Below are 11,943 nucleotides of genomic sequence, written 5' to 3'. Positions count from 1 at the left end.
CGGAAAGGACTGCCCATGCCCGGTGACGTCCGCCTCACCGCCGCACGCATCCCGTTCGTCGACTACCTGGTCCTGGACCCGGAACCCCACCTCCTCGCCGAGGAGTGCACCGGCTGCGAGGCGCGCTACTTCGGCCGCCGCAACGCCTGTGCCCGCTGCGGCGGCACCGGCTTCCGCCGCGTTCCGGTCGCCACGACCGGTGAGGTCCGCGCGTTCACGATCGTCACGTTCGCCGCGCCCGGCGTCCCGGTGCCGTTCGTCGCGGCGATCGTCGACTGCGACGGGACGAGCGTCCGGACGAATCTGACCGACGTGGCTCCGGACCCGGACCACGTCCGACTGGGGATGAAGGTCGACCTGACGACGACGGTCGTCGGAACCGACGACGACGGCGTCGAAGCCGTCAACTACGCGTTCACGCCTTCGGGGAGGGCCGAAAAGTGACGGATGACCTCTGGCTCCTCGGGATCCACATGACGAAGTTCGGCAAGCATCCGGACGAGGACCTGGTCGACCTGGCGGCGGAAGCGGCGCTCGGCGCGCTCGCCGACGGCGGGGTCACGATGAAGCAGATCGGTGTGCTCGCCGCGGGCAACCTCCTCGGCGGCGGTGGCATCGGCCAGCCGCTGCAGAAGCAGATCGGGCAGACCGGCATCCCGGTCTACAACGTGGCCAACGCCTGCGCGACCGGCGCCACCGCGCTGCGGACGGTCTGCATGGCGATCAAGGCCGGGGAAGCCGATCTGGGTCTCGCGGTGGGCGTCGAGAAGCTCTCCGGCGCCGGGCTGCTGGGGGCCCGGCCGCGCCGGGAGACCACCGGCGCCTGGACCCGGTCGGGCCGGGACGGCGCGGTCGGCACCGTCGACGGGCGGATCGGCACCGAGACGATGGCCGGGGTGTTCGCGCAGGTCGGCATGGAGTACGGGCACAAGTACGGCGGCACGTCGTTCGAGCTGTTCGCGCGCATCAGCGAGAAGAACCACGCCCACTCGACGCTCAATCCACTGGCCGCGTACCAGAAGAAGATGAGCCTCGAGCAGATCATGAACGACGTCATGATCGCGTACCCGAACACCCGGCCGATGTGCTCGGCGAACACCGACGGCGCGGCGGCGGCGGTCGTGATCGGCGACTCGGCGCTTCGGCGGCTGTCCTTGGAGCAGCAGCGGCGGGCGGTGAAGATCGTCGCGTCGGTGCTCACCAGCGACCCCTGGAGCGAGTCCTGCCAGGTGCTGCCGGACGTCAACACGCTGACCCGCAACGCCGCCACCCAGGCCTACGAGGCGGCGGGCCTCGGGCCGGACGCGCTCGACCTGGTCGAGTTGCACGACTGCTTCGCGACCGCCGAACTGGTGCACTACGACAACCTGATGCTGTGCGAGCCCGGCGGGGCAGTGGACTTCTTCCGGTCGGGTGCGCCGTGGCGGGACGGGAAGACGCCGGTGAACGTGTCCGGCGGCCTGCAGTCGAAGGGGCACCCGATCGCCGCGACCGGCATCGCGAACGTCTGGGAGGTGGCGACCCACCTGCGCGGCGAGGCCGGTCCGCGCCAGATCGAGGGTGCCCGGGTGGGTCTGGCCCACGTCATCGGCCTGGGCTCGGCGTGCGGAGTCCACATCCTGGAGAAGTCGGCGATTGCCTGAACGGGGGCGCCGTGACGGCCGATTTCCGCCAGCGGTTGCGCCGGGGTAGCGGCACGCTCGTCGGGTGAGCGACTACGCCGAAGGTCTGATCGAACGGTTCGTCGCGGCCGGTGCGGACTTCGAACGGCGGCTGCGAGCGATCGGTCCGGGCCAGTGGGAGTGGCCGACGCCGTGCGCGGAGTGGGACGTCCGCGCGCTGGTGAACCACATGACGCGCGGGAACCTCAACTACGTCGCGCTGGTGCGGGGCGGCACGGCGGCGGAGTTCGTTCGCCTGCGCGACGCCGACGCCCTGGGTGCGGATCCGCCGGCGGCGTTCGCGCGGTCGGCGTGCGCCTGCGCGGCGGCGTTCGCCTCGCCGGGGGCGTTGCGGCGACCGGTGGACCACCCGCTGGGCCGGGTCGCCGGTGAGCAGATCCTGGCCGTGCGGACCCTCGACTCGGTGATCCACACCTGGGACCTGGCCCGCGCGCTTTCGGCCGACGAGACGCTGGATCCGGCGCAGGTCCGCTGGGCCCAGCGGTATCTGCCCGACATCTATGCGGGTCTGGGTGATCTCGACCGCTTCTTCGCCCCGCCCGGCACCGCTCCGCCCGGCGCGTCCGCGCAGGACGTCCTCCTGCACCGCGCCGGTCGTCACCCGAACGGCGCGGCGCCCGCACCGCGGTAGGGACCGGCCGGTGCCGGGTTCTGCTCATTCGGTCCGGCGGCGGGCGGTGACGCCGTCGGGAAACTGGGCGAGCGTGAGGGCGCCGCCCGTGTCCAGGGCCAGGAGCGGGTCGAGGATGTCGGCGCTGGAACGGAACGCGTAGGCGCCGATCGCGGTCGGAATCAGCGTGAGGTCGTTGAGTCCGGGGGCGAGCGTCCCACCGGCGAAGTCGAGCAGGATCGGCGTCAGGAAGAACGAGACGGCCGCACTGTCGATCGTGACGACGTAGCCGGGGATCGTCACGGTACGCGCGGAGACGCGGGCGAACCCGTCGAAGCGGGTGTCGATCGTCAGGTCACCGGCGGGCGAGACGCTGATGTCGAAGTCGGCCACCACACCACTCGCCGGCTGGAACCGGTAGTGCTCACCCGGGATGATCGAGAGCTCGTGCACGCCCGGCGGCAGGCTCGGGCCGGCCCAGCCGAGCAGCATCGGCAGCAGCCCGTGCGAGAGCGCGGCGAAGTCGAGCGTGATCGGGTAACCGGTGATCGTCAGCCGTGCCCCGTCGGTGTGGGCGAAACCGGCGAACCGCGGGTCCGTCTCGACGGTGCCGTCGCTGGTGACGTCCATCGTGAAGTCCGCGACGATGCCGCTGGCGGGCTGGAAGCGATGTCCGGCGGCGGGCACGAGCCGCAGGTCGTGGACGCCCGGGTCGAGCGCCGTGCCCCCGAGGATCATCGGCAGCAAGCCGTGCGAGAGCGCGCTGGTGTCGACCGTGACCGGCACCCCCCGCACGATCAGCGTCGTGGTTCCGCGACCGCCGGCGTAGGCGTCGAACCGGGGGTCGTAGTCGAGGGTTCCGTCGTCCCGGACGGTGAACCGCAGGTCGGAGATGACGCCGCTCATCTGCTGGAATCCGTAGGTCCCGGGGGCCAGCGACAGCACCGCGGGCGTCGAGCCGTCGACCTCGGCCGGGGTGATCCCGGGGATGAGGAACTTCGGATAGGTGAGCTGACCGGTGTCGATCCGGATGGTCAGCCCGACCAGGCCCGCGGCGGCGGCCGCGGCGGCCCGCGCGCCGGCGTCGTCGCCGATCCGGGCCAGTTGCCCGCTCAGCTGCAGCAGGTCTCCGCGGGCGCGGGAGACGTCCGCGCCCGGCAGTGCGGCGTACCGCTGGTAGTCGGCGATCGTCTCGGGTGCCTGCGACCGGGCCTCGTCGACGCGTCCGGCGGCGACGAGCCGGGTGACCAGCGAGTGCCGTCCCTCGGCCAGCGCCAGCCCGAACAGCGTGGCCGGTGACGCGAACGTGGTGAGCATGTCGACCTCGGCCCGCTGCACGTCGACGGCGGTGTCCAGCTGTCCCAGGGTGGCCGCCTGGCCGGAGAGCGTGGTGAGATCCGCGGCCGCGCGCATCACGTCGGCGTCCGGAAGGGTGGCGTACCGGCGGTAGTCGGCGATCGCCGCCGGCACCAGGGGCAGTGCGTCGGCCACCCGGCCGGCGTTCACGAGGCGGGTGAACAGCGAGTGCCGTCCCTCGGCCAGGGCCAGCCCGAACAGCGTGGTCTGCCCGGCCGACGGGGTGTGGCCCGCGACGATGTCGACCTCGGCCGATTGGGTGTCGACGGCCGGGCCGAGCTGGTCGGCGGTGGCCAGCTGCGCCGACAGCGCGGTCAGGTTCGACGCCGCGCGCATCACGTCGGCGCTGGGCAGCCCGGCGTACTGGCGGTAGGCGGCGAGCGTCTCGGGGAGGAGGAACAGCGCATTGCGCACCTTGCCGGCGGCGAGGAACGCCGCGAGCGCGTTCTGGCGGGACTCGGCGGCCCGCAGTTGGGTCGCCACCGGCACCGGGTCGACGGCTCCTCCGGACCCCGGACCGGCCGGAGGTGCGCCTTCGACGCACAGCACCCAACTGCTGATCTCGGCCGCGGCCGTCGCCCAGGTCTGGACGAATGCCGTCGCGACGTCGAACGTCAGCACCCACTGGCCCTGGTCGCTCACGGTGGACGCGGCCGCGATGGAGTCGATCGCGATCGTGAAATCGGTGTTGTCGTCCGTGAACACGTCCACTTCGGCGCTGATCTGCATCATCCGCAGCGTGCCGCTGCTCGAGTGGACCACCTGGCGGTGCTCCGGCCGGGCCGGGTCGAAGCCGTCGAGGAAGAGCCCGGTGGCCACCTGGAGCGTGTCACGCTTGGTGACGCCGTCGGCGAACCTCATCACCGGGACGAGGTGCACCCGGGTACGGATCACGGCGAGCGTGGTGAACGGCGCCGGGCCGGCCACCGGAATCTTCACGACCGACGCCGGCGGCTCGGCCAGCGGATACAGGTAGGGCAGATGTGAGTAAGCGTCGACCGACGTCGGGAACGGGTTGAGCACCGAACCGTTCATCAGGACACGGCCAACGTGGCGGCGACGAAGTCGACGTTCGATCGGGACGGCTGAGCGACGCTCAGCGTGAGGATGTTGCTTTCGAAGCCGACCGGCTCCATCGTGACCTGCCCCGGACCGTGCATGCCCTGCTGGACGACGGTCACCTTGAGCTGCTGGTTCTTCGGCGGTTCGGGAATGCGGTAGATCGCGTGGCAGGTGTCGTCCGCGATCGTCACCGAGACGATGTGGCCCGGCGCCACCGGAACGAGATGCTCGATCGTGCCGCCGAACGGCCCGCCGCCCGGCGTCGTCGTCCGGAGGTTCGCGGTGATCGTGAAGACGCCGGAGACGCCCGCCGGGGTGGCCGACGACGGGCGGAGGAACCGGGTGGGCCACGACAGCGTGCCGGTGATCTCGGTCGTCACGATCCGGTTGGTGAGCACGACCTGGTAGGAGAAGCGGTGGAGGAACGAGGCCTCGCCCATCAGGGCGAGATTGGTGACCAGGACCAGCTCGCCGGTGGAGTCGACCTGCAGTGTGGCCTGATCGGCGGCGAAGACGTACTCGGTGTCCTCGTTCTGGATGCTGGCCAGACCGACGTGGACGGTCGACTGTTCCAGACTCTCGGCCGGTTCGTGGAGGAGCACCCGGCACGAGTCACGGTGGGTGGACTCGTCGTCGATCTTCCACGCCGGAATCGCGGTTCCGGAGAGGACGACGAGTTGCCGGCCGCCGACTCCCAGGTCGGCCCGGACGACCGAATGCCCGGCGACCTGATTCTGATTCCGAACGTCCAGATCCATGACTTGAGGCTGACATCGTTCGGGCACCACCACGTCCGTGCAGCCACTGAAAACCGTGCTCGGGCTCAGATCGCGATCGGGTTCACCACGTCCGCGGCCACGGTGAGCAGCGTGAATGCCGCGAACAGCAGGATCGCCACGTACGTCAGCGGCGCCAGCTTGTAGTAGTCGACGAAGCCCGGGTCCGGACGCCGGAGCCGCGCCCAGATCCAGGACCGCGCCCGCTCGAACCACATGATCGCGAGGTGCCCGCCGTCCAGCGGCAGCAGCGGCAGCAGGTTGAACGCGGCCAGGAAGAAGTTCAGTCCGGCCAGCAGGAGCACGAACGACGCCCACTGGCCGCGGTCGGCCAGCTGGCCGCCGAGGTGGCTGGCGCCGACGAGGCTGACCGGGGAGTCGGTCTGCCGCTCGCCGCCGGTGAGCGAGGCCCACAGCGCCGGGATCCGCTGCGGCAGGTGCGCGAGCGAGCTGAACGTGCCGCCGATCATCGCGGTGGTCTGCCTGGTCGTGAGCCCGATCGCGCCAACGGGCCCGGCGGTGCTCTCCGGGATCCGCGGCGTGATCCCGAGGACGCCGACCCGCTCGAGGTCGTCGGCGGTGATCGAACTCGCGGTGCGTTTCGGGTCGGCGAGGACCTCCGGCCGCACCTGCTCGGCCACCGGGACCGGCACCGAGCCGGTGCGGGCGCGGCCGTCCCGTTCGTAGCCGACGGTGATCGTCCGCCCGCCGGCCGCGTGGACGCGATCGGCCACGGTGTCCCACCCGCGCACCGGCCGCCCGTCGATCGTCGTGATCACGTCACCGGGGCGCAGCCCGAGCCGGGAGGCGGCGCTCGCCGGGTCGGCACCGGGACGGCAGGCGTTCTGCCGCCCGGTCGCCGCGTCGACGCTGAACGTCGTTTCGACGCACTCGGAGACCGCGGCCAGCGTGACCGGTTCGGTCTGCAGCCCGTGGCTGTCGGGCAGCGGGACGAACGCGAACACGCCCCAGAGCAGCACGATGCCGAACAGTACGTTCGCGCCGATCCCCGCGGCCATCACCGCCGTCCGCTTCCAGACCGGGAAGCGCCACATGGCCTTGGGGTCGTCGGTCTCCGGGTCGGTGGAGTCCTGGCGGACCATGCCGACGATCGTGACGAACGCCCCGGCCGGGATGGCCTTCACGCCGTACTCGATCTCCCGGCGTCGGAACGAGAAGAGCGTCCGGCCGTACCCGACGAAGAACCGGGTGACTCTCATCCCGAAGGCGCGGGCCGCCAGCGCGTGCCCGGCCTCGTGCAGGCCGAGCGAGACCAGGATCCCGAACGCGAACAGCGCGATGCCCACGACCACCATGCCGCGCACGGTATCCGGGCCGGTCCAGTTAGGCCCGTGCGGCTGCTCCGAGGGCCTGGCGGGCCAGGATGACCTGCTGGATCTGGCTGGTGCCCTCGTAGATGCGGAACAGGCGCGCGTCCCGGTAGAAGCGCTCGACCGCGACCCCGCGCAGATAGCCGGCGCCGCCGTGGATCTGCACCGCGCGGTCCGCGACGCGTCCGACCATCTCGGAGCAGAAGTACTTCGCCGCGGACGGCCCGCTGATCTTGTCGGTCCCGCCGTCGTAGTTCTTCGCGACGTCGAGGACGAGCGCCCGGCCGGCGTAGTGGTCGGTGACCGAGTCGGCGATCAGGCCCTGGATCAGCTGGAACCGGGCGATCGGCGCCCCGCCTTGCTCCCGGGTCCGTGCGAACTCGACCGATTCGTGCACCAGCCGGGCCGCCATCCCGACGCAGAGCGCCGCGATCTGCACGCGGCCGTGCGCGAGGCATCGCGCCGCGATCCGGAACCCGTTGTTCACACCCTCGTCGCCGCCGACGACCGCGTCCAGCGGGACGACGACGTCGTCGAGGTGGACGTCGGCGGTGTGGGCGCCGAACTGGCCCATCTTCCGGTCGGGCGGCCCGATCGTGACGCCCGGTGTGCCGGCCGGGACGAGGAACGTCGAGATCCCGCGGTTGCCGACCGCGTCCGGGTCGGTGCGCGCGAAGATCATCAGCACGTCGGCGACCGGCGCGTTCGTGATGTACCGCTTGGAGCCGTTGAGCACCCACTGCGAGCCGTCGAGCCGGGCCCTGGTCGAGAGCGCCGACGGATCCGACCCGGCGTCGGCCTCGGTGAGGCCGAACGATGCCGTGACCTCTCCGGACGCGAGCCGCGGCAGCCACGCCTTCCGCTGTTCCCCGGTGGCGCCCTCGAGCAGCACGTGCCCGGCGATGCCGTTGTTCGTGCCGAACAGCGAGCGCAGCGCCGGGGTCGTCCAGCCGAGCTCGAAGACGAGCTCGGCCTCCTGGGAGACGGTCAGCCCGAGGCCGCCGTACTGCTCGGGGATCGAGAAGCCGTACAGACCCATCGCCTTGCAGGCCTCGACGATCGACTCCGGGATCGTGTCGGTGGCGTCGATCTCCTCTTCCCGCGGGACGACCTCGTTGCGCACGAACGTGCGTACCGCGTCGACGATGTCAGCCAGGTCAGCGGCGTCCATGGAGCTCCTTCGGTTCGTCAGCGGGCACTGCCATCCTCGTCGCGCGGGCGGGAGATCGCATCGGCAGGTGTCGGCTTGTTTCTTCGGGGATCGAGTGGGTACCGGGGTGATCGAGTGCGTCGGTGCCGAGGCGTCGGGGCCGACGACGTTCTTGGCCGAGGTCGGCTACCCGCATCAGGACGGCGTCTGTACGGCGCCCGTGTGGCGCCTGTGCGGCACCTGGCCGGCGTCGGTCGAGGAGCAGTCGCCGAGCAGATCCGCACGGTCGCGCGCGGCACCGCGATCGGGCTGTTCGGACTTCCGCCGGAGGAGTCGCGCCTCCCGAGTTCGCCCCGGCCCGGGGATCCACCGACGCGCCCCCGGGCCGGGCGCTTCACCCCCTGGTCGGCTGAGGACGGTCGATACCGGCGGCCTGCCACGCGGGGGATCTCGTCGTCGGGAAGGCCCGGTTGGTCAGGGCCTCGGCGGTGTGCTCGCCGATCCCCGGCGGCCGTCGTTCCGGCGCCGCCGACGGCTCCACCGGGCTCCCCGCCACCGGAACCGCCTGGGGGACGCCATCCGGGCGGGCGATCTCGACCAGTGGTCCGGGCGGGCGACGTCGGCGGCGGCCCCTCGGCCCGCAGACACGGCGTGGCGGGCAGGCGTGGTGCGCGGGCAGGCGTGGTGCGCGGGCAGGCGTGGTGCGCGGGCAGGCGTGGTGCGCGGGCAGGCGTGGTGCGCGGGCAGGCGGGCGCGTCAGTAGGCGGGTGCGCCAGTAGGCGGGTGCGCGAGCAGGCGCGGTGCGCGAGCAGGCGCTGCGCGCGAGCAAGCGGGCGCGGGGAGTCGCCCGGCTACCTCCAACGATGCCCGGCCCGGGCCGCCGGGCCGAACGGTTCGACGAGGTCGCGGAGACCCGCGCGGGCGCAACCTGGTGCTCGGCCCGGGGCGTCGGCCGGCGCGGCGAACCCCGCGCAGGACGCCGCCGGGGGAGCGGAGCGCCCGATCGGCCCGTCCGCCGAACCGCCGGCCCGAGACGCCAGGGGCTCGGCGTCCACCACCAGAACCCGGGCGTCGTCGGCCTGACGTGCCTCGGAGCGGTCGGAGCAGCGTAGTATAATGTATATAGCCGAGCCGACGGAGGAGGTCCACGATCGTCACGCGAACAGAAGCGGCGAGCACGGACGTCGACTTCGTGGCCGAAGAGGCCGGTGGTCTGTCCCGGCCGACCAGCGCGCAGCAGGTGGCCGCCCACATCCGGCGGATGATCTTCGACCGGCGCCTGCGCGCCGGTGAGCGGGTCCCGCAAGACGAGATCGCGGCCGAGCTGCGGGTCAGTCGCGTCCCGGTGCGGGAAGCGGTCATCGCGCTCGACCGCGAGGGCTGGGTGACGTCCCGTCCGCACCTGGGCGCGTTCGTCAACGGGCTCGACGAGAACTCGGTTCGCGACCACTACGAGCTGCTCGGCATGATGTACGGGCTGGCCGCGCGGCGGGCGGTCGAGCGTGGGTCCGACGAGGGCCTGACGACGCTCGGCACCATCGCCAAGGAGCTGCAGGCCACCACCGACGCCGACCGGTTCGGCGCGCTGAACACCGCGTTCCTGCGGCAGTTGCTGCTGATGGCGAGCTCGCGCCGCATCTCCGCGGTCGCCAGGGTGATCACCACGAACATCGTCCCGGGCAACTTCTTCGCCGAGGTGCCGGGGGTCGTCCGCATCCACAAGCGGGGGATCCGGACGGTCCTCAAGGCGCTGAAGGCCGGTGACGGCCCCGGGGCCGAGGCCGCGCTGGTCGAATTGCTGCGCGCGGAAACCGACAGCGTCGTCGACCTCCTCGCCGACCGCGGCCTCCTCTCTTAGCCGGCTTCGCCAGCGTCCTAGCCGGCTCCGCCAGCTGCTCGTCGGGAAGCGGCTCGGGCCCGGCGTCAGCGCGGTACCGGCGCGAACGGCGTCGGACCGGATGACCCGGCACCCGCGGCCCGAGCCCGCAGCGCCGCGGCCCGAGCCCGCAGCGCCGCGGCCCGAGCCCGCAGCGCCGCGGCCCGAGCCCGCAGCGCCGCGGCCCGAGCCTCCAGCGCCGCGGCCCGAGCCTCCAGCGCCGCGGCCCGAGCCTCCAGCGCCGCGGCCCGAGCCTCCAGCGCCGCGGCAAGGACGCCCAGGGCGCGCCGAACAACGGATCGGCGCGGATGCCGGTCGGTACGCGACGAACTCTGGCCCACCGGCCGGAAGCGGCGGCACTTCACCGGCCTCCGCGGTCGGAAGGAGTCGGTGACCCGCCGCGTCGGGTCCCGAACGGCGGGCCGCGCCGGCCCGCCCGGCCGCATCGCCTGCACCACCCCGCGCGGAGGTGCCTCGACGATCGGCCCCGCCGTCCCGGAGGCGTGATCATCCCGGACAGCTCGGCCGTGATCACCTCTGTACCGAGGTCAGCGGCGTGCGGGCCGAGCTCGGCCGGGCGGAGGATCGGTCGCTCCAGGCCCGCAACCCTGGTACGGAAGGCGAGAACGTCGAGGTAGATAGTTTATACAGTATTTACTTTCCCAAGCGCTTGCTCGGGAACACGAACGCGAGAAAGCTGACTGAACTCGGGTAGACGCCGTCTCCCGGCTAAGGCACCGCTAAATCGGATGACCCGAACCGTTTCAGTAGTTTTGCGAACTGTTGACCGAACATGAACTCCAGTTCTACTATTCGCCCACGCCGTGGCGGCTGAGTCCCCTTCCGCCCGTACGCCGAGGCCCGCAGCGCATCGGTGCGAACGCGAGTCCACGGCAGCCCCCGCACCATGCTCCCTCCGCACCATGCTCCCTCCGCAGCTGAAGTATCTGGATCAACGGCGATCGGATTGGTGTCCAATGACTGCTGCTTCTGACCCGAGCCTCACGGGCGAGCGGGTCGCGACCCCACCGCCCCCGCACTCGGCGCCGCCACCCCCGCCGTCCACACCGGCCGCTCCACCGACGCAGCCGTTGCCCGCGCGCGCGTACGCGTCCGGCGAGCCGCCCCGGCCGCACCGCATTCTGCGCAGCGTCCTGATCGGGCTCGGCGTGTTCTTCCTGGTCGTGGCGGTCTTGCTGCCGCTCTACGTGTATCCGCGCGTCGCGCTGCTGCCTTCCGACCCGCAGCAGCAGCAGCAACTGCGGGCGACCGGCGCGAAGATCCTGATGCCGGACGCGAACGACCCGGCCGGCGCCCGCCTGCTGGAGGACGTCGACGTCACGGTCACGAACTACATGGCGAAGGCGCCCGACGCCGACGACAGCGACGACAACAACGTCTGGGATCTCGCGACCGAGATATCGGTACCGGGTCACGGCATGGTCAACGCACGGGTCGAGCGGATCTCGGTCGACCCGCACAACGCCGTGCTGACGAACTGCTGCGGTGACCGGATCGTCTCGTCGCTGGAGGAGCCGGCCGGCAAGCCGCTCAAGCACCAGGGCTACGTCGCCTGGCCGTTCGAGGTCGAGAAGCACTCGTACCAGGTCTGGGACGTCAACATCGAGCGGTCGGTCACCGCGAACTACGTCGGCGAAGCCACCCGCCAGGGCATCGACACGTACGTGTTCAAGACCAACGTCGAGCGGCAGAGGGCCGGCTCGATGGAACTACCCGGCGGCCTGTTCGACTCCACGGAGCCGAGCGTCGACGCCGAGGCCTGGTACACCGACTCGAAGACGTACTACATCGAGCCGGCCTCCGGGAACGTGATCCTGGTCGACGACGACATCACCCAGGAGTACGTCTACGAGGGCAAGTCGCTGACCGCGTTCGACGCGAACCTGAAGGGCGTCCCGATGAGCGGCGACACGCTCACCGAGGCGAGGCAGGCCGCCGCGCTGCTGCCGTGGCTGCGCAGCCGGGCGTCGATCGTGCTGGTGCTGCTCGGTCTGGCGTTCTTCGTCGTCGCGTTCGTCATCGGCCGCCCGCGCCGGTCGAAGCACGCCGCCGCGTAGGTCAGCGGCTCGGCGACCGTCG

The 11,943-nt window shown here is 71.7% G+C and carries 10 protein-coding genes; 5 read left to right on the top strand and 5 right to left on the bottom strand.

Features of this window, described 5'->3' with window-relative positions:
- The first annotated feature begins 15 nt into the window (after positions 1-15).
- The 3 genes from ACIBZJ_RS02935 (at position 16) to ACIBZJ_RS02925 (ending at position 2,313) form a co-directional block, all read left to right on the top strand.
- Positions 16-444: a Zn-ribbon domain-containing OB-fold protein gene (locus ACIBZJ_RS02935; protein ID WP_395924807.1), complete on the top strand. Its 429-nt coding sequence runs from the start codon at positions 16-18 to the stop codon at positions 442-444.
- Positions 445-473: 29 nt separating this feature from the next.
- A complete protein-coding gene (locus ACIBZJ_RS02930) occupies positions 474-1,643 on the top strand; it encodes a thiolase family protein (protein WP_395925990.1) in 1,170 nt (389 codons plus the stop codon).
- A 64-nt stretch (positions 1,644-1,707) separates the two neighbouring features.
- Positions 1,708-2,313, top strand: a complete 606-nt coding sequence (locus ACIBZJ_RS02925; RefSeq protein ID WP_395924805.1) for a TIGR03086 family metal-binding protein — start codon at positions 1,708-1,710, stop codon at positions 2,311-2,313.
- 24 nt (positions 2,314-2,337) lie between these two features.
- On the opposite strand, the gene ACIBZJ_RS02920 is transcribed toward ACIBZJ_RS02925, so the two are convergent.
- From ACIBZJ_RS02920 to ACIBZJ_RS02905, 4 genes are all read right to left on the bottom strand, one after another.
- Positions 2,338-4,683, bottom strand: coding sequence for a hypothetical protein (locus tag ACIBZJ_RS02920; protein WP_395924803.1), 2,346 nt, complete (start codon positions 4,681-4,683; stop codon positions 2,338-2,340).
- Entirely contained in the window at positions 4,683-5,468 is a 786-nt protein-coding gene (locus ACIBZJ_RS02915) for a hypothetical protein (RefSeq protein ID WP_395924802.1), read from the bottom strand. Before ACIBZJ_RS02915 ends, ACIBZJ_RS02920 begins: the two co-directional genes overlap by 1 nt.
- A 65-nt stretch (positions 5,469-5,533) precedes the next feature.
- Positions 5,534-6,802 carry a M50 family metallopeptidase gene (locus ACIBZJ_RS02910; protein ID WP_395924800.1) on the bottom strand — a complete coding sequence of 423 codons (1,269 nt, stop codon included), beginning with the start codon at positions 6,800-6,802 and terminating at the stop codon, positions 5,534-5,536.
- A 28-nt stretch (positions 6,803-6,830) separates the two neighbouring features.
- The gene (locus ACIBZJ_RS02905) at positions 6,831-7,988 is read right to left on the bottom strand and encodes an acyl-CoA dehydrogenase family protein (RefSeq protein ID WP_395924798.1); all 1,158 of its coding nucleotides are present in this window, start codon (positions 7,986-7,988) and stop codon (positions 6,831-6,833) included.
- Positions 7,989-9,159: 1,171 nt separating this feature from the next.
- Between ACIBZJ_RS02905 and ACIBZJ_RS02900 the strand changes: the two genes are divergently transcribed.
- The gene (locus ACIBZJ_RS02900) at positions 9,160-9,825 is read left to right on the top strand and encodes a GntR family transcriptional regulator (RefSeq protein ID WP_395924796.1); all 666 of its coding nucleotides are present in this window, start codon (positions 9,160-9,162) and stop codon (positions 9,823-9,825) included.
- 65 nt (positions 9,826-9,890) lie between these two features.
- Here the strand turns inward: ACIBZJ_RS02900 and ACIBZJ_RS02895 are convergent, their stop codons facing one another.
- Positions 9,891-10,208 (bottom strand): hypothetical protein, encoded by a 318-nt coding sequence (locus ACIBZJ_RS02895; protein WP_395924794.1) that lies wholly within the window; start codon positions 10,206-10,208, stop codon positions 9,891-9,893.
- Positions 10,209-10,820: 612 nt separating this feature from the next.
- Between ACIBZJ_RS02895 and ACIBZJ_RS02890 the strand changes: the two genes are divergently transcribed.
- On the top strand, positions 10,821-11,921 hold the full coding sequence (locus ACIBZJ_RS02890; protein ID WP_395924792.1) for a DUF3068 domain-containing protein: 1,101 nt from the start codon (positions 10,821-10,823) through the stop codon (positions 11,919-11,921).
- Positions 11,922-11,943 lie beyond the last annotated feature (22 nt).

This window comes from Cryptosporangium sp. NPDC051539, from assembly GCF_044454545.1.
In the GTDB taxonomy this organism is placed as follows: domain Bacteria; phylum Actinomycetota; class Actinomycetes; order Mycobacteriales; family Cryptosporangiaceae; genus Cryptosporangium.
Note: the sequence above shows the minus strand (reverse complement) of the source record. Positions and strands in the feature narration are given on the sequence as shown.